Source organism: Glycomyces sp. YM15 (genome assembly GCF_016918015.1).
Taxonomy (GTDB): Bacteria; Actinomycetota; Actinomycetes; order Mycobacteriales; family Micromonosporaceae; genus Glycomyces.
Genome location: NZ_JAERMK010000027.1, coordinates 17,997 through 44,298, shown reverse-complemented (window position 1 = coordinate 44,298; position 26,302 = coordinate 17,997). Strand labels below are relative to the sequence as shown.

The 26,302-nt window shown below is 70.5% G+C and carries 20 protein-coding genes; 8 read left to right on the top strand and 12 right to left on the bottom strand.

The window, feature by feature from the left end:
• Positions 1-41: 41 nt before the first annotated feature.
• Together JHY01_RS23075 and JHY01_RS23070 are read right to left on the bottom strand one after the other, a co-directional pair.
• Positions 42-1,700, bottom strand: coding sequence for a phospho-sugar mutase (locus tag JHY01_RS23075; protein WP_205328062.1), 1,659 nt, complete (start codon positions 1,698-1,700; stop codon positions 42-44).
• 56 nt (positions 1,701-1,756) lie between these two features.
• The gene (locus tag JHY01_RS23070) at positions 1,757-3,589 is read right to left on the bottom strand and encodes a serine/threonine-protein kinase (protein ID WP_205328061.1); all 1,833 of its coding nucleotides are present in this window, start codon (positions 3,587-3,589) and stop codon (positions 1,757-1,759) included.
• A gap of 427 nt (positions 3,590-4,016) precedes the next feature.
• Here JHY01_RS23070 and JHY01_RS23065 point away from each other — a divergent pair, with 427 nt between their 5' ends.
• Entirely contained in the window at positions 4,017-5,603 is a 1,587-nt protein-coding gene (locus tag JHY01_RS23065; RefSeq protein ID WP_205328060.1) for a methylmalonyl-CoA mutase, read from the top strand.
• 512 nt (positions 5,604-6,115) lie between these two features.
• Positions 6,116-7,306: an amidohydrolase gene (locus tag JHY01_RS23060; RefSeq protein WP_205328059.1), complete on the top strand. Its 1,191-nt coding sequence runs from the start codon at positions 6,116-6,118 to the stop codon at positions 7,304-7,306.
• 182 nt (positions 7,307-7,488) lie between these two features.
• Here the strand turns inward: JHY01_RS23060 and JHY01_RS23055 are convergent, their stop codons facing one another.
• Complete coding sequence (locus JHY01_RS23055; protein ID WP_205328058.1) at positions 7,489-7,932, bottom strand: gamma-glutamylcyclotransferase family protein; 444 nt, start codon at positions 7,930-7,932, stop codon at positions 7,489-7,491.
• A gap of 61 nt (positions 7,933-7,993) precedes the next feature.
• Between JHY01_RS23055 and JHY01_RS23050 the strand changes: the two genes are divergently transcribed.
• Positions 7,994-9,379: an NAD(P)H-quinone dehydrogenase gene (locus JHY01_RS23050; protein WP_205328057.1), complete on the top strand. Its 1,386-nt coding sequence runs from the start codon at positions 7,994-7,996 to the stop codon at positions 9,377-9,379.
• 61 nt (positions 9,380-9,440) lie between these two features.
• On the opposite strand, the gene JHY01_RS23045 is transcribed toward JHY01_RS23050, so the two are convergent.
• From JHY01_RS23045 to JHY01_RS23035, 3 genes are all read right to left on the bottom strand, one after another.
• Positions 9,441-10,469 carry a hypothetical protein gene (locus tag JHY01_RS23045; protein ID WP_205328056.1) on the bottom strand — a complete coding sequence of 343 codons (1,029 nt, stop codon included), beginning with the start codon at positions 10,467-10,469 and terminating at the stop codon, positions 9,441-9,443.
• A 203-nt stretch (positions 10,470-10,672) separates the two neighbouring features.
• Positions 10,673-11,428, bottom strand: coding sequence for a hypothetical protein (locus tag JHY01_RS23040; protein ID WP_205328055.1), 756 nt, complete (start codon positions 11,426-11,428; stop codon positions 10,673-10,675).
• Positions 11,425-12,186, bottom strand: a complete 762-nt coding sequence (locus JHY01_RS23035; RefSeq protein ID WP_205328054.1) for an ABC transporter ATP-binding protein — start codon at positions 12,184-12,186, stop codon at positions 11,425-11,427. The genes JHY01_RS23040 and JHY01_RS23035 overlap by 4 nt, the downstream gene beginning before the upstream one ends.
• Positions 12,187-12,304: 118 nt before the next feature.
• Here JHY01_RS23035 and JHY01_RS23030 point away from each other — a divergent pair, with 118 nt between their 5' ends.
• Both JHY01_RS23030 and JHY01_RS23025 read left to right on the top strand, forming a co-directional pair.
• A complete protein-coding gene (locus JHY01_RS23030) occupies positions 12,305-13,213 on the top strand; it encodes a sensor histidine kinase (RefSeq protein WP_205328053.1) in 909 nt (302 codons plus the stop codon).
• On the top strand, positions 13,210-13,851 hold the full coding sequence (locus tag JHY01_RS23025) for a response regulator transcription factor (RefSeq protein WP_205328052.1): 642 nt from the start codon (positions 13,210-13,212) through the stop codon (positions 13,849-13,851). The genes JHY01_RS23030 and JHY01_RS23025 overlap by 4 nt, the downstream gene beginning before the upstream one ends.
• Positions 13,852-14,302: 451 nt before the next feature.
• On the opposite strand, the gene JHY01_RS23020 is transcribed toward JHY01_RS23025, so the two are convergent.
• The 3 genes from JHY01_RS23020 to JHY01_RS23010 all read right to left on the bottom strand — a co-directional run bounded on the left by JHY01_RS23020 (position 14,303) and on the right by JHY01_RS23010 (position 18,542).
• Positions 14,303-15,739: a GuaB1 family IMP dehydrogenase-related protein gene (locus JHY01_RS23020; protein ID WP_205328051.1), complete on the bottom strand. Its 1,437-nt coding sequence runs from the start codon at positions 15,737-15,739 to the stop codon at positions 14,303-14,305.
• Between the two features lie 218 nt (positions 15,740-15,957).
• Positions 15,958-17,700, bottom strand: coding sequence for a biotin carboxylase N-terminal domain-containing protein (locus tag JHY01_RS23015; protein ID WP_205328050.1), 1,743 nt, complete (start codon positions 17,698-17,700; stop codon positions 15,958-15,960).
• Positions 17,685-18,542, bottom strand: a complete 858-nt coding sequence (locus JHY01_RS23010; RefSeq protein WP_205328049.1) for a PadR family transcriptional regulator — start codon at positions 18,540-18,542, stop codon at positions 17,685-17,687. The genes JHY01_RS23015 and JHY01_RS23010 overlap by 16 nt, the downstream gene beginning before the upstream one ends.
• Before the next feature lie 130 nt (positions 18,543-18,672).
• Here JHY01_RS23010 and JHY01_RS23005 point away from each other — a divergent pair, with 130 nt between their 5' ends.
• Together JHY01_RS23005 and JHY01_RS23000 are read left to right on the top strand one after the other, a co-directional pair.
• Positions 18,673-19,641: an ATP-binding cassette domain-containing protein gene (locus JHY01_RS23005; RefSeq protein ID WP_205328048.1), complete on the top strand. Its 969-nt coding sequence runs from the start codon at positions 18,673-18,675 to the stop codon at positions 19,639-19,641.
• Position 19,642: 1 nt separating this feature from the next.
• Positions 19,643-20,416 carry an ABC transporter permease gene (locus JHY01_RS23000; protein WP_205328047.1) on the top strand — a complete coding sequence of 258 codons (774 nt, stop codon included), beginning with the start codon at positions 19,643-19,645 and terminating at the stop codon, positions 20,414-20,416.
• 204 nt (positions 20,417-20,620) lie between these two features.
• Here JHY01_RS23000 and JHY01_RS22995 read toward each other — a convergent pair whose 3' ends face one another.
• On the bottom strand, positions 20,621-21,898 hold the full coding sequence (locus JHY01_RS22995) for a nucleotide sugar dehydrogenase (protein ID WP_205328046.1): 1,278 nt from the start codon (positions 21,896-21,898) through the stop codon (positions 20,621-20,623).
• 337 nt (positions 21,899-22,235) lie between these two features.
• Between JHY01_RS22995 and JHY01_RS22990 the strand changes: the two genes are divergently transcribed.
• A complete protein-coding gene (locus JHY01_RS22990; RefSeq protein WP_205328045.1) occupies positions 22,236-23,405 on the top strand; it encodes a glycosyltransferase family 2 protein in 1,170 nt (389 codons plus the stop codon).
• Here JHY01_RS22990 and JHY01_RS22985 read toward each other — a convergent pair.
• The gene (locus JHY01_RS22985) at positions 23,322-24,773 is read right to left on the bottom strand and encodes a glycosyltransferase family A protein (RefSeq protein WP_205328044.1); all 1,452 of its coding nucleotides are present in this window, start codon (positions 24,771-24,773) and stop codon (positions 23,322-23,324) included. The two genes, JHY01_RS22990 and JHY01_RS22985, sit on opposite strands and share 84 nt — an antisense overlap.
• Entirely contained in the window at positions 24,770-26,269 is a 1,500-nt protein-coding gene (locus tag JHY01_RS22980; protein ID WP_205328043.1) for a glycosyltransferase family 2 protein, read from the bottom strand. The genes JHY01_RS22985 and JHY01_RS22980 overlap by 4 nt, the downstream gene beginning before the upstream one ends.
• Between the last annotated feature and the right edge of the window lie 33 nt (positions 26,270-26,302).

Sequence of the window (26,302 nt, the reverse complement as noted above, 5' to 3'; positions counted from 1 at the left end):
GCCCGGCGCGACGAGCGCCGGGCCCCTCGTCGTAGGCGCGTCTAGTGCGGGACGCCGAGGATCGCGGCGATCTCGGCCTTCAAGGCCTCCACGCTCGCGCGGGCCCGTTCGCGGGCGGCGCTCAGGTCGCCGCCGACGTCCTCGCGAACCTCCAAGTACGCCTTCAGTTTCGGTTCGGTGCCGCTGGGGCGGCAGACGACCCGGGCGTTGGCGGTGGTCACGGTGACCACGTCGGCGTCGGGGAGCCGGTCGAGGTATTCGGTCACGGGCTCGTCGAGGAGCGAGGTGGGCTGATGGGCCCGCAGGCGCTTCATGCACGCGTCGATCTCGCCGAGGTCCTCCACGCGGACCGAGAGCTGGCCGGTCTCGTAGACGCCGAACTCCTCGGCGAGCTCGTCGAGCCGGTCCTGGAGGGTCGCCATCCGGGCGGCCTGCCCGGCGGCGATCTCGCTGACGACGAGTGCGGCGGAGATGCCGTCCTTGTCGCGCAGGAACTCCGGGGCGACGCAGTAGCCGAGGGCCTCTTCGAACGCGAACGCGAGGTCGGGTTTGGTGCGGGCCAGCCATTTGAAGCCGGTGAGGGTCTCCATGTAGCCGAAGCCGCGCTTGTCGCACATGGCCTTGAGCTGTGTGGTGGAGACGATCGTGGTCGCGTAGGTGCCCTTGCGGCCCTTGCGCATCCAGTGGTCGGCGAGGAGCACGCCCACTTCGTTGCCGCTGAGCTGGCGCCAGGAGCCGTCGCCGGTGGGGACGGCGACCGAGCAGCGGTCGGCGTCGGGGTCGAGCGCGAGCGCCACGTCCGCGCCCTCTTCGATCGCGAGGGCCAAGAGCCGGTCGATCGCGCCGGGCTCTTCCGGGTTGGGGAAGGCGACGGTGGGGAAGTCGGGGTCGGGCGCGGCCTGTTCGGCGACGAGGGTCGGGGCGGGGAATCCGGCCCGTTCCATGGCCTTGACCAGGGTGGCGCCGCCGACGCCGTGCATCGGGGTGGCGACGGACGCGAGGCGCTTGGGGTCGTCGGGGTCGACGACGGACGCGATCGCCGTCAGATATTCGTCCACGATGGATTCGTCGAGGGTCTCGCCCTCGTCGCCGAGCGGGATCTCCGAGAGCGGCCCGAGCGCTTCGATCGCGGCTTCGATCTCGGTGTCGGCGGGCGGGACGATCTGCGCGCCCGCGCCGAGGTCGCCGCCGAGCTCGCGCCCGAGGTAGACCTTGTACCCGTTGTCCTGCGGCGGGTTGTGGCTGGCGGTCACCTGGACGGCGGCCGCGGCGTCGAGCCTCGTGACGGCGTAGGCGGTCACGGGCGTCGGGAGCGTCCCGGGCATGACGAGGGCGCGGCGGCCGGAGCCGGTGACGACGCGCGCGGTCTCGGCGGCGAACTCGCGGCTGCCGTGGCGGGCGTCGTAGCCGATGACCACGGGCCCTTCGGCGCCTTTGGCGTCGAGCCAGTTCGCGAGCCCGGCGGCGGCGGCGCGCACGACGGCGAGGTTCATGCCGTTCGGTCCGGCGCGCAGCGGGCCGCGCAGGCCCGCGGTGCCGAACTTGAGGCGCCCGGCGAAGCGGTCGGCGAGCTCGGGGGCCGTCGCGGGCAGGCCGTCGAGCAGCCGGTACAGCTCGTCCCGGGAGGTCTTGTCAGGGTCGTCGGTGATCCACTGCAGCACATCGGCGCGCAGCGCATCCAGGTTCATCTCCTCCGTCATGCGGAAATCGTCGCATACCCGCATGACGGGAGGCACCTGTTGCGGACGGTGTGGCCTCAGCCGGTCTGGAACGACGCCACAGCCTCGTCGTACACCTGCTGTGATAGCTCCCATGCGTCGGCGTCGCCGGAGACGAACACGCCGAACGTGGTGCCGTCGCCGGCGTCGACGAGCGCCCAGATCGAGTGCCGGTCGGCGCCGGTCGCGTCGAGGTTGGTGCCGGTGTACTCCAGGACGCTGCCGTCCATCCCGCCGAAGGAGGCGTCCTCGAGCCGGACCTGATCGAGGTCCGTCATCTCGCCGGGCAGGCCGTCCCAGTAGTCGCCGAGATGGTCCTCGGTGCCGTCGGCGCCCTTGTCGGAGCCGTAGTAGAACCGCACCCACTGGGTGTCGTCGTCGGGGTTGTGGTACGACACGAAGTCGTCCCCGGTCTCGCCCGCGGCCCAGCCCGCGGGGTAGTTCGCGGTGAACCCGTCGCCGTCGTGCGCCTCGGTCTCGAAGGCCGGGCCGTCCTCCTCGCCCCCGCCGTCGGATTCGCCGCCCTCGCTGGCGGACTCCTCGCCGGCGCTCTCGGACGCGCCCGGCTCCTCGCCGCCGCCGCTGGTGTCCCCGAGCAGGAACTTGTAGGCGCCCCAACCGAGGACGAGCGCGAGCAGCACGCAGATGACGATGACCGAAGTGGACTTCCAGACGTTCCCCGCCGGCTCCTGCTCCGGTTCCCGTTCGCGAACGTTCGGCCGCGGACCGGTGCGCGGCGGCGACACGTCCTGGTAGGCCCCCTGCTGCTGGGACGGCGGCGACTGCTGCGGGATCCCGCCCGTGCCGAGCGGCCCGGCCAGGAGCGCCTGGAGCTCCTGCCGCACCTGCGGCAGCGGCGCGCGCTGCTGCGGGTCCTTCGCGAGCATCCCGCCGATGAGCGGCGTGAGGGGCCCGGCGTGGCGCGGGCTCTCGGGCGGCTCCTGGACGACCGCGCGCATCGTCGAGACGGCGTCGCCCCGGTCGAACGGCGGGCGGCCCTCGACGGCCGCGTACAAGGTGACGCCGAGGCTGAACACGTCGCTGGCCGGTTCGGCCGGATGGCCGACGGCCCGCTCGGGCGCGATGTAGTGCGCCGAGCCGAGGACCTTCCCGGGCGTCGTGCCGCCCGACACCTGATGCTGCTGGGCCGCGCCGAAGTCCGAGAGGACGCAGCGCCCGTCGGTGGAGATGAGCACGTTGCCGGGCTTGATGTCGCGGTGGATGATCCCCGCGTCGTGCGCGGCCTGCAGCGCGCCCACCAGCGCGAGCCCGATCTTCGCGGCGACCCGCGGCGCGAGCGGCCCGTCCTGCGTCAGGATCTCGGCGAGGCTGCGGGCCTGCAGGAGCTCCATGACGATCCACGGCAGCCCGCCGTGCTCGACGACGTCGAAGATGCGGATGATCGACGGGTGCGAGAGCGCCGCGGCGATCTGCGCTTCCCGGCGGGACCGGTCGATGAGCTGCACGCGTTCGGGCGCGGGCAGGTCCGGCGGCAGGAACACCTCTTTGAGGGCCACCTCGCGGCGCAGCACCATGTCCTGGGCGCGCCACACGGACCCGTTGCCGCCCTTGCCTACCAGGTCGACGAGCTGGTAGCGCTCGGCGACGAGGTCGCCGGGCCCGGCCCGGTTGCCGGTCCCGGTCGGCCCGCCGGGGGCGCGCTCGCCGCCGACGGCGAAGCTCTGGCCGAGGTTCCCGTAGTTGCCGTACGAGGAGCTGTGCCGGTACGAGGAGTCCCCGTACGAGTCGCCGCCGTACGAGTCGCCGCCGTACGCGTCGCGGTTGAAACCGGGGTTCGACTGGCCGTACGCGGGGTTCGAATGCCCGAAACCGGGATTCGACTGGCCGTACCCGGGGGAGTGCCGTTCCATTCCCGGATCCGGCCGGCCCCCCGGCCCCGACCGGTACGGATCGGACCCGGTGCTCGAGCTGCTGAAGCCCGCCGCTCCGAACGAGGGATGCGGATCGGCGCCGCCGAGCCCCGCTCCGTACGATGCACCGGAGAACCCTTGCGACTCTTGGGGTTCAGGGGAGTACCGGGGGGACGGTACCGCGCCGGGGCGGGGGTCCTCATATGCGCCGGGACCACCGCGACCGTAGTCAGATGAGTACGTCATTCGGCCACTCCTCGCGAGGGATCCCCACTAGTCTGCCGTGTCCGGGCCGACCGGTCGGTACCGGGTTTCCGTAACCAGTCGGGAACGGTGTCGTAAAGGGCGGGCGGTCGCGGGCGCGGCAACGCCCCGGGAACGGGTCGGTCCTTCCCGAAGGCGCAGTACGACCCCTAGGATGGCAGCCATGCAGTCGTCACCGCAAGGCCGCGACGGAATCGAGATCCGGCCCGTCTACGGACCCGACGACGCCGCGCCGGATCTCCCGGAACGACTCGGCGAACCCGGGTCCTTCCCCTACACGCGCGGCGTCCACCCCTCCATGTACACCTCCAAGCCCTGGACGATGCGCCAGTACGCCGGATTCGCCACCGCCGCGGAATCCAACCGCCGCTACCGCGACCTCCTCGAAGCCGGCACCACCGGGCTCTCCGTCGCCTTCGACCTGCCCACCCAGATGGGCTACGACTCCGACGCGCCCGAAGCCGCCGGGGAGGTCGGCAAAGTCGGCGTCGCCATCGACTCCATCGCCGACATGCGCGTCCTCTTCGGCGACATCCCCCTCGACGAGGTCTCCACGTCGATGACCATCAACGCCCCCGCCGCCGTCCTCCTCCTGCTCTACCAGCTCGTCGCGGAAGAGCAGGGCGCCGACCCCGCGCGCCTGCGCGGCACCATCCAGAACGACATCCTCAAGGAGTACATCGCGCGCGGCACCTACATCTTCCCGCCCGCGCCCAGCCTCCGCCTCGTCGCCGACACCTTCGCGTACTGCGCCGCCGAACTGCCGCAATGGAACACGATCTCCATCTCCGGCTACCACATGGCCGAGGCCGGCGCCACCGCCGCGCAGGAGCTCGCGTTCACCCTCGCCGACGGCATCGAATACGTCAACTGCGCCATCGACGCCGGACTCGACGTCGACGCCGTCGCCCCCCGCCTCTCCTTCTTCTTCGTCGCCCGCTCCACGATCCTCTCCGAAGTCGCCAAGTTCCGCGCCGCCCGCCGCCTCTGGGCCCACATCATGCGCGACCGCTTCGGCGCGAAGGACCCCCGCTCCATGAAGCTCCGCTTCCACACCCAGACCGCCGGCGTCGAACTCACCGCCCAGCAACCCGAGGTCAACCTCGCCCGCGTCACCATCCAAGCCCTCGCCGCCGTCCTCGGCGGCACCCAGTCCCTCCACACCAACGCCTACGACGAGGCCATTGCCCTCCCCACCGACGCCTCCGCGCGCCTCGCCCTCCGCACCCAGCAGGTCATCGCGGGCGAAACCGACCTCACCGCCACCGTCGACCCCTTCGCCGGCTCCTACGCCGTCGAAGCCCTCACCGACGCCGTCGAAGCCGAAGCCCTCCGCCTCATCGACGCGGTCTTCGCCCACGGCTCCGCCGTCGCCGCCATCGAGGCGGGCTTCCAGAAGAGCGAGATCGAACGCAGCGCCTACGAGACCGCCAAACGCATCGACTCCGGCGAGCAGACCGTCGTCGGCGTCAACGCCTACACCCTGAACGGCGCCGAAGCGCCCTACCAGCCCCTCAAAGTGGACCCGGCGATCGAAGCCGCCCAGGTCGCCCGCCTCACCGCCCACCGCGCCGGACGCGACGCCGCCGCCCTCGAGACCGCGCTCGCCGCCGTCACGGCGGCCGCCGCCGGCACCGCCAACGTCCTCTACCCGCTCAAGACCGCGCTCGCCGCGGGCGCCACCGTCGGTGAAGTGTGCAGCGCGCTCGCCGCCGAATGGGGACGGTACAAACCGACCGACAATTGGTGACCGTACCGTCACTGACAGGCGAAGCGCACAAAGGGTCTGTCGACGCATTCGTCAACGCGGGAAACACTGTTCCGCGGACGCGACAGGACGAAACCCGCGTCCGTGTTCCCTATGAAAACCGGATCTCGGCCGTAACTTATCGGGTCGGCAAGCGTTATGCCTCATGACGGCGGGTACGACTCCAGTGTCGTGACCGCATGTCGTGCAACCGTCACCACTGGCTCGGGGACCAGCGGTACGGACGCCGAGCGTCGCAGATCACGGCGCTGGCCGCAACGGAGCGCGATCGGATTAAGCTTGCCGGATCGCCCTCCATTGGCTTTGATCCTCGAACGCGAATTGCGAGGCGCGAAGGAATGTTTACGCTCACTGCGGAGAAAGTCGTCGAGATGGGTACCGCCACAACATCCAATGAGCCTCGCCCGAGCGCGATCGCGCCCGAGTCGTCTCTCGTGGTCCCCGGTGCCCTTCCCTCGTTCGACCGTTCCGGCGATCCCGCTGAGGAGCAGGCCATGTCCAAGCCGCTGCCCGAGTTCCTGGACGGCTGGCTGGCCGCCCACGCGGGCGAGGTCGTCGCCGCCCGCCGCCACATCCACGCGAACCCGCGCCTGTCCCGCCAGGAGCACGACACCGCGAACTTCGTGGCGGCGCGGCTCGCCGAAGCCGGCCTCGACCCGAAGCTCATCCCCGACGGCACGGGCCTCACCTGCGACATCGGCACCGGCGACCGCGTGATCGCCATCCGCGCGGACATGGACGCCCTGCCGATCCAGGACCCGAAGCAGGTCCCGTACCGCTCCACCGTCCCCGGCGTCACCCACGCCTGCGGCCACGACGCCCACACTGCGATGCTCATCGGCCTCGGCCGGGTCCTGGCCGAACTCGAGCGGCGCGAAGGCCTGCCCGGCCGGTTCCGGCTCGTGTTCCAGCCGTCCGAGGAGCAGTTCCCGTCCGGCGCCCCCACCATGATCAAGTACGGGGCGCTGCAGGATGTGGCCGCGATCTTCGCGTTCCACTGCGACCCGCAGTTCCAGGCCGGGAAGATCGCCGTCCGCAACGGGCCCCTGACGGCCGCGTGCGACGTCATGGAGGTGCGCATGACCGGCCGCGGCGGCCACACCTCCCGCCCGCACCTGACCTCCGACCTCGTCAACGCCATCGGGCGTGTCGTGGTCGACGTGCCCGCGCTCGTGAACCGCAGGCTCGACCCGCGCCAGTCCGTCGCGATCGTCTTCGGCGCCGTGCAGGCCGGCGAGGCCGCCAACGCGATCCCGCAGGAGGCCCTCGCGCGCGCTACGGTCCGCGTGCACGGCCGCGAGACCTGGGACATGATCCCCGACCTGGTGCAGGAGGTGACCCGCTCGGTCGCCCGCGCCTCCGGCGTCGAATGCGAGATCGACTACCGGCGCGGCGTGCCGCCGGTCGTCAACGACCGCCTGGCCTCCGCGATGTTCGCCGGCGCCACCGCCGCCGCGCTCGGCGACGAAGCCGTCGCCGAAGCCCCGATGTCCATGGGCGGCGAGGACTTCGCGTACTACCTCGAGCAGGTCCCCGGCGCGATGGCCCGCCTCGGCGTCGGCCGACCCGGCGAACGCCTCGACATCCACCAGGGCAACTTCGACATCGACGAGACCGCCCTCGGCCACGGCATCCGCGTCATGACCCACACCGTCCTCGCCGCGGCCGCCAGCCCCGCCTTCTAGCACGGCGCGAACCGATCGGGGGGAGCCGCGAAGCGGCTCCCCCCGATCGCGTTCCAAGAACATGAACAGCGTCCCGACAAGACGGGCACCCGCAGGCGCCCCCGAAACCCAACGTACGCGCCGGCACCGACACCGACCAAGAACGAACGACGCTCACACCGCCGAGCGCCGCTACGCCGCGCTCACTCCGCGGTAGGCCGCTTCCGCAGCGCCTCCACATAATCCTGCGGCGCACCCGCGGCCTCCGCCGCGCGCATGATCTCGTCCAGATACCACTGGCTCGGCAGCCCGCCCTCGAAACCCTCGAACACGTACAGCCACACCGGCCGGTTCGCCTCCAGCGTCGCCGCCTGCGTGTGCATCTTCCGATACAGCCCCGAATTCAACCCCTCGAGCTCGTCGAGGACCTGCCGGTCCGCCGGATCCAGGTCATAGAGCGCCACGAACACCCGCTCGCCCGGCGACTCCACCACCGTGGCCACCGCCGTCTCCGAGCCCAGGTCGGCATTGCCGAAGGTCAGACGCCAGCCTTCCAGCCAGCCGGTCCCCACCAACGGCGACCGCGGGCACGTGGCGCGCATTCGGGCAGGGTCGAGATTCGAGCCATACGCGGCATAGAGATGCACGACTCGAAGATACCCTTAAACCAGCCCGCACTGAAGCATCCCGAACACCGAAAGGCGCACCGTGGCACGAGTAGCGATCATCGGCGGAGGCCCGGCCGGGTACGAAGCCGCCCTCGTGGCGGCCCAACTCGGCGCCGACGTCACCCTCATCGAGGCCACCGGAGCGGGCGGCGCCTGCGTCCTCTCCGACTGCGTGCCCTCCAAGACCTTCATCGCCGCCTCCTCCGTCCTCACCGAGATCCACGAATCCAGCGAACTCGGCGTCGGCACCAAAGAAGCCACCGCCGACCCCGCCGCCGTCAACGGCCGCGTCCGCCGCCTCGCCACCCAGCAGTCCGCCGACATCGCCCAGAAACTCGTCAACGCCGGCGTCGACATCGTCTACGGCCGCGGCGCCCTCCGCGTCGACAAGGGCTACAACTACCTCCACGAACTCCACATCGTCCCCCTCGAAGGCGACCCCTACGACACCGACGCCGACGTCATCCTCATCGCCACCGGCGCCACCCCCCGCACCCTCACCTCCGCGCCCGTCGACGGCGAACGCATCCTCACCTGGCGCCAGCTCTACGACCTCAAAGAACTCCCCGAACACCTCATCGTCGTCGGCTCCGGCGTCACCGGCGCCGAATTCGCCTCCGCCTACCTCGCCATGGGCTCCAACGTCACCCTCATCTCCTCCCGCGACCGCGTCATGCCCCACGAAGACGCCGAAGCCGCCGAAACCGTCGGCCGCGTCTTCGTCCGCCGCGGCATGGACGTCCGCAACCACTCCCGCGCCGCCGCCGCCCGCCGCACCGACAACGGCGTCGAAGTCGAACTCGACGACGGCACCGTCATCGAAGGCAGCCACGCCCTCATCTGCGTCGGCTCCATCCCCAACTCCGACAACCTCGGCCTCCACGCCTACGGCGTCACCGTCAACGAGCGAGGCTTCATCCCCGTCGACAAGGTCTCCCGCACCAACGTCCCCGGCGTCTACGCCGCCGGCGACGTCACCGGCGTCCACGCCCTCGCCTCCGTCGCCGCCATGCAGGGCCGCATCGCCATCTGGCACGCCCTCGGCGAAGCCGTCCGACCCATCAAGCTCGCCCACGTCGCCGCCAACGTCTTCACCGACCCCGAACTCGCCTCCGTCGGCGTCACCCAAGCCGACGTCGACTCCGGCAAAGCCGACTGCCGCGGCGTCCTCCTCCCCTTCGCCTCCAACCCCCGCGCCAAAATGGTCGACCGCACCGAAGGCTTCGTGAAACTCTTCGCCTGGAACTCCTCCGGCATCGTCGCCGGCGGCGTCGTCGTCGGCTCCCGCGCCTCCGAACTCATCACTCCGATCGCGCTGGCCGTGGAGCAGCGCCTCACGGTCGAGCAGGTCGCGCGGACGTTCACGATCTACCCGTCCCTGTCGGGCTCGGTCGCCGAGGCCGCCCGCCAGCTCATGGAGTTCTGACCCGCGCACGCGAAAGGGCCCGCGGCGAATCGCCGCGGGCCCCGTCATGCGTCCCCTGGGTCTAGGTGAGCGACTCCACGCGCAGGTGGCGCAGCAGGTGCACGTCGGTCTTGCCGCCGGTCGAGGAGGCGAAGCCGAACTTGAACGTCTCCGGCATGTCCCGGGGCACGGTCGCCTCCAGGACCCGCGACCAGCCGTCGCCGTTCAGGAAGTCGAGGTCGACCGTGACCTTCGCCTGGCCGTCGCCGTTCTCCACGACCTTGAGCTTCACGAGCCGCTTCGACTCCTCGAGGGTGCCGACGGTCAGCGTTTCGGGGAAGTCCGTGCCGTAGACGAGGCCGTCGGTGTACTCGCCGATCTGCTCGTCGGTGGCGGTGGTGCCGAGCAGGCAGTAGCCCTCGTCGCCGTCGCCGGGACCGCGCAGGGCCACGTTGTTCGGTGCGCGGTTGGCCGTGATCCGCAGGTGCTCGGGGGCCTGCTGGCCCTCGGGGCAGCCGCTGCCGCGGCCCTCGGTGTCGGCCGAGAAGTTGCCCCAGGCGTCCAGGCCCAAGCCCAGGTAGCCGCCCGCGACGCCGGGCTGCCGGACGCCCGTCACCTCGTTGTCGATCTGGGCGTACCCCAGGCTCCCGCCGATCGCGCCGGTCGCGGTGAGGTCGGTGTCGCCGTCGACGAGGAAGAACGAGATGCCGTCGGCGCCGGTGCCCCCGTACTGGTACTGCGCGAACGTCACCTCGATGCCGTGCCTCGACGGCAGCGCGTCGTTGTAGACGATCCCGCCGGCCTGGTACTTGCCGGCGTCGGTGAGCTGGAGGTAGCCCGGCTGTCTGCCCGAGGTCGGGACCGGGCCGGCGTCCTGGTCGGCGCACGAGTCGAACTCGTCCTCGCCGATCAGTTCGGTGGCCGCCGTCAGGCAGCTGTTGAGCGAGGCGAAGTTCTCGTCCCCGACGGTCGTGCCGGTGAAGTCCTCCGAGACGAGCAGCGTCTTCTCTTCCACGCCGGACCCGGCCCCGGCTCCGGCCGTCGCGGGCAGCGCCGCGATCGTCGCCGCGAGCATCATCGAACCCGCCCCGAACCTGGCAATGCGTTTCACTGGAGCTCCCTCGGTAGGTGCCGCGCGACACCGACGGCGCCGCACGAAGTCCGCGGCCCGGCGAACACGGGCCGATTACAGAGTGAAACTATATGAACACCAAGTGCAACGATGTGGGTTCGGGCAACTGTGGACAGTCCACGTGCGGCGGCGCGGCCGCGGCAGCCGGACCCCGCCGCCGCGACCGCTCAGCGGACCACCGCTCAGACATCCCTGCGGCGCATCGCGAGCCAGCCGCCCACCAGCGCCGCCGCCGTCCACAGCACCAGGATCGCGATCCCCTCCCAAGGCCCGTAATCGCGCCCGAACTGCGGATCCCCCGGCCGCGTCATATGCATGACCACCATGCCCACCTGATCCGGGAAATACTGCACCACCGGCCGAATCGCCTCCAGATTCCCCAGGCCCTGCCCCGAAAGGAACAGCACCGGCAGCAACACCGACAACGTGACCACCGTGCTGCGCAGCACCACCGCCACACACGCCGTGAACACGCTCAACAGCGTCAGATGGATCCACCCGCCCAGCAGCGCCTCGATCGTCCACCACTCGGTCAACGGCGCCGCATCATCACCGATCACCGACGTCACCAGGCCGTACACCGCCATCTCCACGGCCAGCGCCGCGACCGCGACCGTCACCCCGATCGCCGTCATCTTCGCCGCGAACCACCGCCCGCGCGACGGCACCGCCGCCAGCGACGCCCGGATCGTCCCCGTCGAGAACTCCGAGCCCACCGCCGCCACCGCGAACGTCACCAGCACCAGCTGCGCCGTCAGCAACCCGAAGAAGACCGGCAGCAGCGCATCGCCGGCCGGACCGCCCGCACTGAACCCGTTCGCGACCACCCAACCGAGCCCGAGCGCCACCGCCGCGAACAACCCCAACGTGACCACAGTGGACCGCACCGACCGGATCTTCACCCACTCCGCACCGGCCGCCCGCACGAACCCGCTCATCGCACACCACCCGACCGGCCCGAACCGCTCCGGAACTCGACCGACGCACCCGTCAACCGCATGAACGCCTCCTCCAAGCTCGCCGCGCCGCCGTCCGCACCGGCATGCGCGGCGACGAAATCCTCCGTCGACGTATCCGCCAGCAGCCGACCCCGGCCGATGACCACCAGATGCTCCGCCGTCAACGCCATCTCCGACATGAGATGACTCGACACCAGCACCGTCCGCCCCTCCGCCGCGAGACCCTTCATGAGATGCCGGATCCACACCACCCCTTCCGGATCCAGACCGTTCACCGGCTCATCCAGAATCAGCACCCCCGGATCCCCGAGCAGCGCCGCCGCCACACCGAGACGCTGCCTCATCCCCAGCGACAGCGTCCTCGCGTGCTTCCGCGCCACCCCGGCCATCCCCGTGGCCTCCAGCACCTCCCCGATCCGCCGCTCCCCGATACCGTTGCTGCGCGCCAACCAGCGCAGATGCTCCCGCACACTCCGCGTCGGATGCAGATCACCCGCATCCATCAACGCGCCCACCGCCGTGAGCGGCCGCTCCAGCGACGCATACGGCCGCCCGTTCACCGTCGCGAACCCGCCCGACGGCCGGTCGAGACCCAGCACGAGCCGGATCGTCGTGGACTTGCCCGCCCCGTTCGGCCCGAGGAACCCCGTCACCCGACCCGGCTCCACCGTGAACGACAGATCGTCGACGGCCGTGCCGCCCCGATACCGCTTCGTCAAATTCCTGACTTCGATCATCCCGCCACCGTACGAACCCCGACACGACCCCGACAGTCCCCGAACGTCGCCGGAACCGGCGACGAAAGCGAACACGCCACCGAACCGCCCCACCCCGCACCCTGCGTACCCTGGCCCCATGAGAGGCCTCCTCGGAGCCGTCGCGATCGTCCTCGCCGAATTCGCGCTCCTCGCCAGCCTGCCCGCCGGACCCCTGCCCGCCGGCATCCTCGCCCTGCTCGCCGCCGCCGTCGTCATCGCCCTCTGGCAGCGCTACCGTCGCTCCACACGCGAACAGGAAGTCGCCGTCGAACGCGAACGACTCCGCATCGCCCGCGACATGCACGACCGGATCGGACGCCGCCTCGGCCTCGCCGCAGTCCAAGCCGCCGCCCTCGAAGTCCAAGAGACCGACCCCGAACGCCGCGCCCACGCCCGGCAGGTCGGCGACACCGTACGCGCCGCCGTCGAAGACCTCCACGGCCTCGTCACCCTCCTGCGGGGCCACGGCCCCCACAACACCACTCCCGACAGTCCCCACCACGACAGCACCGCCGGTACCGCCTTCGACCGCACCGAGACCGCAACCCTCACCGCGGCATTCCTCGAAGCCGGCGCCACCGTCGAACTCCACCACGAAGGCGAACCCCGCCCCCTCCCGCCCGCGACCGCGCGCGCCGCCTACGCCGCACTCGAAGAAGGACTCGCCAACGCGGCCAAACACGCGCCAGGCGAACCGATACACGCCCGAGTGACCTGGGAGGCCGACACCCTCCTCGTCACCGTCGACAACCCCCTCGACACGGCAGCACCCGCCGACCTCCCCGGAGGACACGGACTCACCGGCCTCAAGGAACGCGTCGACGCCGCCGGCGGCCTCCTCGACACCCGCACCGACGGCAACCGATTCAGACTCAGCGCGATGCTGCCACTCCCCGCACCGCGCCCGCGGCTCCCGCGAGCCGCCCGAGCGGCGGCCATCGGCACGGTCGTCCTGCTCCTCGTACTCCTCCCGCTCACCTCGATCGCCGGAGCGCAGACCCGATGACCCGAGTCGTGATCGCCGACGACGAACCGCTCGTGGTCGAAGGCGTCCGCATCGTCCTCGAGACGGCGGGCATCGAGGCCGCCGGCACCGCCCACAACGGACGCGACGCGCTGGCGGCGGTCGAGCGGCACCGGCCGGACGTGGCCCTGCTCGACCTGCACATGCCCGGGCTCGGCGGCCTGGCGGTGGTCGAGCGCCTCGGTGCCGCATCGCCGGGGACGCGGGCGCTGGTGCTGACCTCGTTCGGGGACGAGGGGAACGTGCTGTCGGCGGTGGAGGCGGGTGCGGCGGGCTTCGTGCTGAAGACTTGCGTCCCTGAGGAACTGGTGGCAGCGGTGAAGGCCGTGGCCGCGGGGGAGGCGTATTTGTCCCCGGTGGTGACCCGGATGGTGCTCGGTCTGGTCGCCCCCGAGTCGGCGCCGCGCCGCCGGGACGCGGTGGAGCGCACCTCGAGGCTCGCCGCCCGCGAGCGCGAGGTCCTGGATCTGGTCGCCGAGGGCCTGTCGAATGCGGAGATCGCCGGTCGGGTGCACATGAGCGAGGCGACGGTGAAGACCTATGTGAGCCGGGTGCTCGCGAAACTCGGCTGCGCCAACCGGGTCCAGGCGGCGATGCTGGCAAGAGACGCGGGGCATTGACGGGCCGACCATAGGCGACCGTCGTGCGATCACCCTCGAGTTCCCCCTCCACAGTTCATCCACAGCCTTACGAACAGGCAAGACAAGAACCACTCGCATAGTTATCCACAAGCGGGAAATCAGTGCTTGGCAATGGTTCCGGGACCTGTGACAGTTAGTAGATAAAAAACGTCCACTTCGCCGGTGGTGGTGGAAGCGCGGAGGGGCGGACCGGCCCTTGCAGGACCGGCGGCAGCAGTGGGAATCCCGGGAGCCGCCCCCGAAGACCGCGCGCGGGTGCACCCGCGCGCGGCTCCTGCAAGGACACCTCGCGAGGCGAGCGCGGGCGCACCGGCAACCAGCCGGTGCGCCCGCACTGAACCCGCACCGGTCGCGCGGGCCGACGGCCTGTGGCGAACGCGAAGGCCCGCCTCCTCTTCCGAGGAAACGGGCCCGCGCTTCGCCTGATCGCCTACCAGCTGCTGGGGACCGGGGCGCCTTCGGTGTAGCCCGCCGCCGATTGCACGCCGACCGCCGCGCGCTCGTGGAACTCTTCCAGGTTCGTCGCACCGGCGTACGTCGCGGCCGAGCGCACGCCGGCCACGATCGAGTCGAGCAGGTCTTCCACGCCGGGGCGCTTCTGGTCCAGATACATGCGGCCGGTCGAGATGCCCTCCTCGAACAGGGCCTTGCGCGCCTGGTCGAACGAGGAGTCGCTCGAGCTGCGGGCCTTCACGGCCCGCGCCGAGGCCATGCCGAAGGACTCCTTGAAAGCCCGGCCGTCCGCGTCGTAGTGCATGTCGCCGGGGGACTCGTGCGTCCCGGCGAACCACGAGCCGATCATGACGTTCGACGCGCCCGCGGCCAGGGCCAGGGCGACGTCGCGGGGGTGGCGGACGCCGCCGTCGGCCCACACGTGCTTGCCGTGGCGGCGCGCGGTCGCGGAGCATTCGAGGACCGCGGAGAACTGCGGGCGTCCGACGCCGGTCATCATCCGGGTGGTGCACATCGCGCCGGGCCCGACGCCGACCTTGACGATGTCGGCGCCCGCGTTGATGAGGTCGGTCGCGCCTTCGGCGGTGACGACGTTGCCTGCGGCGATCGGCAGGTGCGGGGCGGCGTCGCGCACGAGCTTGAGCGCGTCGAGCATCTTCTCCTGGTGGCCGTGGGCGGTGTCGACGACGATCACGTCGGCACCGGCCTCCACGAGCGCCGCGGCCTTGCCGGTGACGTCGCCGTTGATGCCGATGGCGACGGCGATGCGGAGCTTGCCGTTCGCGTCGGTGTTGGGCCGGTAGATGGTGTTGCGCAGGGCCCCGGCCCGGGTGAGCACGCCGTGGAGGCGGCCCTCGGCGTCGAGCACGGGCGCGAGCTTGACGTTGGCGTCCTCGAGGACCTTGAACGCCTCGGCGTTCGAGAGGCCCATGGGCAGGGTGACGAGCCGGTCGGAGGCGACCTGTTCGAGCTGGGTGAAGCGGTCGACGCCGCGGCAGTCGGCCTCGGTGACGACGCCGAGCGGGCGCCGCTCGGAGTCGGTGACGATGACCGCGCCGTGCGCGCGCTTGGGGAACAGGGCGATCGCCTCGGCCACCGTGGCGGTGGGAGGGAGGGTCAGTGCCGCGTCGCAGTCGAGCGGGCGGGACTTGACGCGGGCGATCACGTCGGCGACGACGTCGACGGGGATGTCCTGCGGGATCACCGCGAGCGCGCCCCGGCGGGCGAGGGTCTCGGCCATGCGCCGGCCCGAGACGGCGGTCATGTTGGCCGCGATGATGGGGATGGAGTTCCCGGTGCCGTCGGCCGTCGACAGGTCGACGTCGAGGCGCGAGGCCACGCTCGACCGGTTGGGGACCATGAACACGTCCGAGTAGGTGAGGTCGTGGCCGGGTTGTCCGTCGATGAAGCGCATGGCTGTCTCCTTGCCAATTGACGGCTCGCAAGCGTCGCCGAGGCTGTAGGGAGCGGTCGGGTTCCGGACGGAGGAATGCCGCCGCCGGGAACCCTAACCCGTTTTCGGTCGAAGAGAGCAGTGCTTGTGGTGCTACGCACAGCACTGACTATTGTCCCTCGATAAGCGCTCGGTTGTAAGTCTGCGATCTGACAGATGCGTGAAGCGGCACGCGTCGGTCACTCGGAGATCTGGCAGATGGGCGCCCCGGCGGCGACGACGTCGCCGATGCTCACTTCGAGCCCCGAGACGGTGCCGGACTTGTGCGCTTCGATGGGCTGCTCCATCTTCATGGCCTCGAGGACCACGATGGTGTCGCCCTTGACGACGGTCTGGCCGTCGGCCACGGCGACCTTGACGATGGTGCCCTGCATCGGGGACGGCAGGCCGTCGCCGCCGATGGCCGGGCCGGCGTCGGTCTTCTTCTTGGGGCCGCGCTTCTTCGGCTTGTTCGACGCGACCGGGTTGAGGAGCCCGGCAGGGATCGACACTTCGAGGCGTTTGCCGCCGACCTCCACGACGAGGCTGGTGCGATCTTCGGCGTCGCCGCCGGCGGCCGCGCCCGCGCCGAACGGTTCGAGCGTGTTGTCCCACTCGGTCTCGATCCAGCGGGTGTGGACGGTGAAGTCCTCGGCGAACGCGGGGTCCTCGATGACGGCCCGGTGGAAGGGCAGCACGGTGGCGAGGCCTTCGACCTCCATCTCCGCGAGAGCCCGGCGGGAGCGCCGCAGCGCCTCGTCGCGGGTGGGCGCGGTGACGATGACCTTGGCGAGCAGCGAGTCGAAGTTCCCGTCGATGACGGTGCCCTCTTCGATGCCGGTGTCGACGCGCACGCCCGGCCCGGCCGGGAGCCGCAGCCGGGTGACGGCGCCGGGGGCGGGGAGGAACCCGCGGCCGGGGTCTTCGCCGTTGATGCGGAACTCGATAGAGTGGCCGCGCGGCGCGGGGTCCGCGGTGAGTTCGATGGCCTCGCCGGAGGCGATGCGGAACTGCTCGCGGACGAGGTCGAGGCCGCTGGTCTCCTCGGAGACGGGGTGTTCGACCTGGAGCCGCGTGTTCACCTCGAGGAACGAGATGGTGCCGTCGACGGCGACGAGGAACTCGACGGTGCCCGCGCCGTGGTAGTCGGCCTCCTTGCAGATGGCCTTGGCGGCGTTGTGGATGATGGCGCGCTGCTCGTCGGTGAGGAACGGTGCGGGGGCCTCTTCGACGAGTTTCTGGTGGCGTCGCTGGAGGGAGCAGTCGCGGGTGCCGACGACGATGACGTTGCCGTGCGTGTCGGCGAGGACCTGGGCTTCGACGTGGCGGGGCCGGTCGAGGTAGCGCTCGACGAAGCATTCGCCGCGCCCGAAGGCGGCTTCGGCCTCGCGGACCGCGGATTCGAACAGGTCGGGGATCTCGTCGCGGTCGCGGGCGACCTTGAGGCCGCGTCCGCCGCCGCCGAAGGCGGCCTTGATCGCGACGGGCAGGCCGTGCTCGTCGGCGAACGCGAGGATCTCGGTGGCGTCCTTCACCGGGTCCTTGGTGCCGGGGACGAGCGGCACGTTCGCCTTCATCGCGAGGTGGCGGGCGGTCACCTTGTCGCCGAGGTCGCGAATGGACTGCGGGGTGGGGCCGATCCAGGTGAGCCCGGCGTCGATCACCGCCTGCGCGAACTCGGCGTTCTCGGAGAGGAAGCCGTACCCGGGGTGGACGGCGTCCGCTTCGGAGCGCTCGGCGATCCGCAGCAGCTTGTCGATCCGCAGGTAGGTGTCGGCGGCCGTGAGGCCGTCGAGGGCGAAGGCCTCGTCGGCCAGGAGTGTGTGGGGTGCGTCGCGATCGCCGTCGGCGTATACGGCGACGGACTCGTACCCGGCGTCCCGGCAGGCCCGGATGACTCTCACTGCGATCTCGCCGCGGTTGGCGATCAAAACCTTGCGCACGTTCCGCAGTGTAATGGCCGCATATCGGAGACCGGGACGACGCCATCATCAGGAGCCGGGACGAACCGATATAAATCGCTCAACGTTTGGAGGGTCTCCATAAGGAGGGTTGTCGATTTTTTCGCATGATCTCCTAAACGGCCGTTCAGGTCACGTCTGTCGGGGTCGAGATCGTCGAGCAGGGCCTGGCGGTTCCGGGCGTTGTCGAGGAACCGGTCGCCCTTGATCGACTCCCGCCAGTGCGCGGCGTTCTCGGCGTCGAGCTCGGGGCCGATCACGAGGTCGCCGGTCTCGATCCGGTTCGCGGTCTCCTCGCACCATTCGGCGTCGGTGATCCACAGGTCGATCTGCCGTTTCATCATGGCCCGCGCGTGGGCGGGCACGAACGCGCCCTCGTCGCTGGGGACGAACTCAGGGGTGGTCGCCGCCAGCAGCACCGTCACCTGGTCGACGCGCGAGTAGAGCACCTCGGCCCGCTGGCGCAGCATCGCCGTGTTCTCCGCCGGGGTGAGCACCTGCGCGAACGACCAGGCGGTGCCGAACGGGTCCTCGCCCCCGGAGACGTCCCAGAGTTTCTCGCGCAGGGTCCGCTGGAACTCCGCCTCGCCCGCGGCGGTGATCCGGTACGTGGTCCGCGCGGGCCGCGCGTCGACCGACTCGGTGGTGACGACCTCGATCCTGCCGTCGGCGGTGAGCTTCTTGAGCGCGTGGTAGATCGAGCCCGCGCCGATCTCGGCCATGCCCGGCATCCGCCAGGTGTCCAGCTCCCTCCGCACCAGGTAGCCGTGGACGGGACCGAGCCAGCGGACGAGGCCGAGGACGAGAAGACGCGTGCTCCACATGCCCCAATAGTATCCCTTTGACTAATCTCACTGCCTCCTCTATACCTGGTTGTGCCGCCTGATACCCCGAAGTTATAGTCAAACTTGAACAAGGAAATAGGACTACCGTTCAACCACCCGTGAGGTACCCATGCTCATCGAGACCAAGGGGCTGAAGAAGACCTTCAAGTCCCGCGGCAAAGAGGTCGAGGCCGTCCGCGGCGTCGACCTCGCCGTCAAGGAGGGCGAGGTCTTCGGTCTCCTCGGCCCCAACGGCGCCGGCAAGACCACCACGATGCGGATGCTCAGCACCCTCATCGAACCCACCGAGGGCCACGCCGTCGTCTGCGGCCACGACCTCGCCAAGGAGTCCGCGAACGTCCGCCGCGACATCGGCTACGTCGGCCAGGAGGGCGGCACCTGGGGCGAGGTCACCGCCCGCGAGGAACTGGTCATGCAAGGCCGCCTCTACGGCATGTCCAAGAGACGCGCCCAGCAGCGCGCGCTCGAAGTCCTCGCCGCCTTCCAACTCGAGGACTACGCCGACCGCACCGTTAAGACCTACTCCGGTGGCCAGAAACGCCGCCTCGACATCGCACTCGGCATCATGCACGAGCCGAAACTCCTCTTCCTCGACGAACCCACCACGGGCCTCGACCCCCAGTCGCGCGCCCACATGTGGGACGAAGTCCGCGCCCTGCGCGATCGCGGCACCGCGATCTTCATCACCACCCACTACCTCGACGAGGCCGACGCCCTCTGCGACCGGCTCGCCATCATCGACCACGGCGAGATCGTCGCCGAAGGCACGCCGCTCGACCTGAAGAAAGCGGTCGCCGGGGACGTCGTCGCCATCGGCGTCGCGGCGCAGAGCGCCGAGGCCGTCGAACTCCTGGGCGCCAAGGACTTCGTCCGCGAGATCGAATCCGGCGAACCCGACCCCGCCACCGGGGTCGCCCTCCTGCGCATGTACGTCGACGACGGCGCCGCCGCGCTCCCCGAGCTCCTGCGCGCCCTCGACGCCCAGGACATCTCACCCGCGTCCATCGAGCTGCACCGGCCCAGCCTCGACGACGTGTTCCTGAAGCAGACCGGCCGCTCGCTGCGAGAGGAGCACTGACATGAAGGCACTCCACGACACCTGGCTCGTCTACTCCCGGGCCATGAAGCTCAACATCAAGCAGCCGGTGTGGCTGGTCGTCATGATCATCCAGCCGCTGTACTTCCTGATCTTCTTCGCCCCGCTGCTCAACTCGTTCGACGACGTGCCCGGCGGCATGCCCGGCTTCCAGAACGGCGCCATGGAGACCTTCGTGCCGGGCCTCATCATCATGATGGCCTTGTTCGGCTCCACCTTCGTCGGCTTCGGACTCATCGCCGAACTGCGCGCGGGCGTCATCGAACGCATGCGCGTCACCCCCGTAAGCCGCGCCGCGCTCCTCATCGGACGCACCCTCGCCACGGTCACCACCACGCTCGTCCAGGCGCTCATCCTGGTGCTTCTGGCGGCGCCGATCGGCGGCCTGAGCATCTACTGGCCGGGGGTGTTCCTCATGTTCGGGATCATCATCCTGACCTCGTTCATGCTCGGGGCGCTCTCCTACGGCGTGGCGATCGTCCTCAAGAGCGAGGACACCCTCGCGCCGGTCCTCAACACGTTCGTCCAGCCGATCATGCTGCTCTCGGGCATCATGCTCCCGATGGCGCTGGCGCCGCAGTGGCTCCAGAACGTGGCCGATTTCAACCCGTTCTACTACGCGGTCGAGGCCGCCCGTTCGCTCTTCAGCGGCGAGATGGGCGCGGACGCGATCTGGCAGGCCGCCGCTTACATCGGCGCGCTCGCGATCGTGCTCGTATGGTGGGCGACGCGGAAGTTCGCCCGCGCCGTCGCCTAGCGCCCGAAGGCGGCCGGGCCGTCTCGCGGTTCGGAGGTCCGCCGGGGCGGAGTACTGAAAACCACCGCGAGCCGTGAGGCTCGCGGCGGTGCTCTCACGCTTTCGAGTGACAGTTCGGCTTACGACGGTAAGACGGGAGGTTTTCTGTCGGACCCCCGCGTCAGGATTGGCCTGGGGACGCCCCCCTGGGAGGGCGGGGGCCGCCTACAGCGCCTCGACGCCTTCGGCGCCTCGCAGCGCACCCCGCGTGTCCAGCACCGGCACCCCCGCCGGCAGCACGTCCGACCGGTAGCCGGCGTGATTCGTCAGCAGCACGATCAAGTCCGCCTTCGCCGTCTCCAGCTCCGTGACCCGCTCGACCTGCTCCGCCCCCACACTCCACACCGGCACATGCGGATCGTGGTACGCCACCTCCGCGCCCGCAGCGATCAGCTTGCGCGCCACCGGCGTCGACGGCGACTCCCGCTGATCGGCGATATCGGGCTTGTACGTGACCCCGAGCAGCAGCACCCGGGCCCGCGACAACGCGATGCCCGAACCGTTCAGCAGCGCCATCGCCCGCGTCACCACATACTCCGGCATCCGGTTGTTGATCTCCTGCGCCAACTCCACGAACCGGAACGGGTAGCCGAGCGTCCGCACCTTGTACGACAGGTAATTCGGGTCGATCGGGATGCAGTGCCCGCCGACCCCCGGCCCCGGATAGAACGCCTGGTACCCGAACGGCTTCGTCTTCGCGAGACCGATCGCGTCCCACAAGTCCACGCCGAGCTCCCGGCAGAACACCGCCATCTCGTTGACGAGCGCGATGTTCACATGCCGGTACGTGTTCTCCAGCAGCTTCGCCATCTCCGCCTCGCGAGTGCCCTTCGCCTCCACCACGCGATCGATGAACCGCCCGTAGAGGTCCCTCGCGGCGGCCGTGCACGCCGGCGTCAGCCCGCCCACCACCTTGGGGGTGTTGACGATCCCGTACACCGGGTTGCCCGGGTCGACCCGCTCGGGAGAGAACGCGAGATGGAAGTCCACGCCCGCCTCCAGCCCCGACTCCTCACGCAGGATCGGCGCCACGACCTCCTCAGTGGTCCCCGGGTACGTCGTCGACTCCAGCACCACGAGCGTGCCGGGACGCAGGTGCTGTCCGGCCGCGTGCGACGCGCCGACGACCGCCGCCAGATCGGGGCCCCCCGCCTCGCCCAGCGGCGTCGGCACGCAGATGACGATCGCCTTCGCCCGCGCCTGCACCGAGGCGTCGGTCGAAGCGGTGTACCCGCCGCGGAGCATCACGTCGAGCTCGGCGTCCGAGACGTCGTCGATGTGACTCGACCCGGCGTTGAGCGCGTCCACGACGCGCTGCGAACGGTCGAGGCCCACCACGGTGAGGCCCTTCGCGATCGCGGCCTGGGCCAGCGGCAGACCGACGTAACCCTGGCCGACCACGACCAGGTCGATTGGGCGGGCTGCTTCGTCAACAGTTGCCACAGTGGAGTCCTTTGCGATTCAGAAGGCGTCTCGGGGTGCCGGGATCAACATTAGCAATAGCGAACTTCGCAAGCCTGGCCAGGGAAGATGTTGATACTTGTATTGCAATTGTTCATCTGTACGACACGTTGAGTCAAATCATTCGTCGCCCGATCGGATTGTTTACCTTGTGCTCGGAAAGATTTCACTATTCATGAACGAGTCTCCGATAACGCCGAATGTCTAAGCGGCACCAGCGGAAATCCGCCTTTTACATGCGGCGATGCCCTTTCCGCGGCGTGACACGCGTCCTATTCGTTGGTCAATATGGGTGTCCCGTCGGGGCTAGTATCGACCCATGCCCGTTCTGAGCATTGTCATCCCCGTCTTCGAGGCCGAGGAATACCTCCCCGGTTGCCTCGACACCGTCATCGACGGCGGCGGGGACGAGCTCGAGATCGTCGTCGTCGACGACTGCTCGCCCGACGGCTCCAGTGCAGTCGCCGAGCGGTACGCCGCCCGAGACGAACGCGTCAAGGTCGTCACCACGCCCGTGAACGCCGGCTCCGGCCCGGCCCGCAACTTCGGTCTCGCCCAGGCGAAGGGCGACTACGTGTGGTTCGTCGACGCCGACGACGAGCTCAAGCCCGGCGCCGTCGACCGGGTCCTCGCCGCGGTGTCCGGACCCCGTCCGCCGGACGTCGTGCTCGTCCAGCACGAGAAGCGCCGCGACACCGGGGCCATCGAGACCGGCGAACTCCCCGAGCTCGCCGCGCACTGCCCGGCCGATCCCAGCGGATTCACCCTCGCCGAATGGCCGCGCATCGTCGACTACACCCACACTCCGTGGACGAAGGTCTCGAGGCGAGCGTTCCTGGACGCCATCGACCTCGGCTTCCCCACCGGCTGGTACACCGACATCCCGTGGACGTACGCGCTGCTGCGCCGCGCCGAGCGGATCGCAGTGGTCGTCGAATGCTGCTACCAGTGGCGGCAGAGGGCCGGGTCCTCGATCACCCGCACCCGCGACGACCGCCACTTCGACGTGTTCACCCAATGGCAGCGCACCTGGGACGATTTCGAAGGCGTCGACGACGCCGGGATCCGCGTGGCCCTGTTCAACCACATGGTCTGGCATCTGCTGCTCGTCATCGGCAACACCGAGCGGGTCGAGCCGAAGAAACGCCGCGAGTTCTTCCGCCGCACCTCCGAGCTGTACCGCCGCTACCACCCCGGGCCCGGCGCCTGGCGGCCCGCCCAGGGCGTGACCGGACTGAAGCAGCGGCTCCTGGCCGCCCGCGCCTACATCGGCTACGAGGCGTTCCGGCAGGTGTACCGGATCGCCAAGCGCGTCAACCGGACCGGTCCGGGAATCCCGGCACCCGCGCCGGAGCCGACCGCCTCCGAAGCGGAGGCCACGCCCGCGCCCCGCTCGGTCGGCGCTTCAGCGGTCCAGCACGCGGCGGAGGAGGCCCCGGGCCTTCCCTCGCAGTCCACGATGCCCGGTCCGCGGGTCTCCGGTTCCTGACGCGAAGGCCCCGACCGCCTCGGCGTGCCTGCCCGACACGCTCGCACTGCCCCAGACCGCGTCGATGCCGACGCCGAGGTGCGCGGCCCTCGCCGCCGCGGCGGTCCGCTCCAAACGGACCGCGCCCCCGGGCGCGGCCACCTCGAGCAGGCCGAGCCGGTGCCCGTTCGCATATGCCACAAGCGAGGCCACGGTCGAGGGTCCCGGCCGCGCCGCGGCGGGGACCCGGATCACATACGGCACCTTGGGGTCGGGTTCGAACTCGGACGCGAACCGCACGCGGTGCTCGCCGCGGAACGATTCGAGGAGCAGCCGCGCCTCGAGCTCCGGGTCGTCGAGCATGTGGTGGCGGCCCGTGTGCGGGCCCGGCCAGTCGCCGAGGAGCGTCACGCGCACATCGGGCACCGCCCCCGCGAGCATACGGTCCACACTGGATTCGATCTCGGCGGTCGCGCCGCGGGCGTCGATGACGACGTCGGCCAGGGGCGTCTCCCAGGCCCGGGCGGCCCTGGGGCGCTTCGGATCCAGTTCGGGCACCCGGTTGGCGATGCGCGGGCGCCGGTAGGCCTTCGCGAGGTCGCCGCGTTCGGCGATCTGGCGGGGCCCCAGGTGCCACGCGGAGGACCGGTCGTCGGGCACGAACACCGCGCCGGCCTGGTGGAGCCGGTACCCGAAGACCGTGTCCGAACCGAGCAGCACGTCCGCGTCCATGCCGCCCGAAGCCTCGAACAGGCGGCGGTGCACCGAGAACGACGCGCCCACGAGCACCCGGAACGCCCGGTGGTCGGCCTGACGCAGCCCGCCGGTGGCGTCGATGATCGTCTCGATCCACTGCGGCTCGGAGCGTTCGAAGTCGAACAGGTCGGCGGCCTTCCCGGCCAGCACCGCCTCGTGCGCGGCGGCCGGGTCGAGGTCCCCGGCCCGGTAGTCCACGAACCGCTTGTGGCCCAGCACCGCGAGGTAGTCCGCGGCGTGGTGCCAGCGCAGCTGCGAGGCGACGTGGTCGTCGAATACGAGCATGTCGGCGTCGAGGCGCAGGAGGACGTCGCCGTCGCTCTGGGCGGCACCGGAGTTGGTGGCGTGCGCTGAGGCCCATCCGCCGGGCAGCGGCCGGACGATCCGGGTCGACTCGGGGCGGATCTCCGGGAGGCGCAGCGGCGGTTCGGAGCCGTCGTCGACGACGACCGCTTCGAGGAGCCCGGCCGGGTAGGTCTGGGCGGCGAGGGAGGCGAGGGTGAGGTCCAGTTTGTCCTGCCGGCCGTGCGCCGGGATGACGACGCTGACGCTCAAGCGCGGTTCCCAGTCGTCGGCCGGCCGGGTGAGCGGCCCGTAGTCGTTGCCGCGCAGCGCGGGGGAGTCCACGGTCACCGTCGCAGGAGGGCGCGCAGGCGCGCGCGTTGGCGGGCGTCGAAGTACCGCCGGAGGAAGCGGCGCACGGCGTCCGGGGGACCGGGTTCGTAGACCGTGGGGCCCGCTGCGGGGGCGGTGAGGCCGGTGCACCGGGTGGCGCCCCAGATGCCGGCGACGACCTGGTCGAGTCCGCCGCCGTCGGTGATGTGGCGGGCGCGGGCGAAGGCCGCGGTGCGTTCGAGGCGGGCGGGGGGCGCGTGGGGCAGGTCGGCCAGGACGAGTCCGGCGTCGGTCCGTTCGATGCTCGCGATGAGCCTGCCGATGGCGCCGGGCCGCAGTGGGACGGGTTTCGGCAGGACGAGCCGGTAGGGGACGGCGGGGTCGGGTGCGGGCGCTTCGGCGGTGATGCGGACGCGCGCTTCGACGTCGTAGGCCTCCTCGACGAGGCGCAGTTGGGCGCCGTCGCCGGCGAGGATCGAGTCGCGGTCCTGCGGGGCGGGGCCCTGCCCGGTGACGAGGGTGATGCGGGCGTCGCCGTCGGGTCCGGCGAGGACCGGGGCGACGCAGGCGTCCACATCGGCGGCGGCGGCGTCCTTGACGTCGATGACGATGTCGACCAGCGGGACCCGCCAGGCGCGCGGCGGCGCGGTGCGGCGCATGCCGTGGAGCGGGACGCGCTGCGCGATGTAGGGGACGCGCTGATGGCGGCCCTCGTCCCATCGCTGCACCATCTGGGGCATGCCGAGGTGCCATGCGGAGGAGGTGGTCTCGGGGACGAACACGGCGCCGGCCTGCGCGAGCCGGTAGGCGAACTCGGTGTCGGAGCCGAGCCGCAGGTCGGTGTCGAGTCCGCCGACGGCCTTGAAGAAGTCGCGGTGGACGGAGTTGGTGGCGCCCACGAAGACCCGGAAGATCCCCGGGTGGTGCTGGACGAGGCCGTCGGTGTCGGCGATGACGTTCTCGATCCAGTGCGGCTGCGAGTCCTCGACGGCGAAGAGGGCCTCGGCCTCGCCTGCGAGGACCTTCTCGTGCACCTGCTCGGGGGTGAACCGACCGCTTTCCCAGTCCACGAACCGCTTGTGGCCGAGCACGGCGAGGTAGTCGGCGGTGTGGTGCCAGCGCAGTTGGGCTTCGACGTGGTCGCGGTAGGGGACCATGTCGGCGTCGAGGCGCAGGACGACCTGGCCGTCGGCGTGGTTGACGCCGGTGTTGACCGCATGCGCGGAACCCCAGGACTCGCCTGTGGTGACGACCAGCCGCGTGTGTTCGGGGCGCAGGTCCGGGAGGCGCAGCGGCGGCGTCGAATTATCGTCGACGACGATCACTTCCATGAGACTCGACGGATAGGACTGCGCGGCGAGGGCCGCCAATGCCAGATCGAGTTCGTCTTGGCCGCCATAGGCGGGGACGATGACGCTCACCGCGAGACTCGGCTTCCAATCGACCGAAGTCGGCGGGTGCAGTGCCCTATGGTCGTTGCGGACGATGCGCGGGCGTTTCGGTGAGTCGCTCATTTCGCTACCACGATATCCCGTGTCCATTCATTA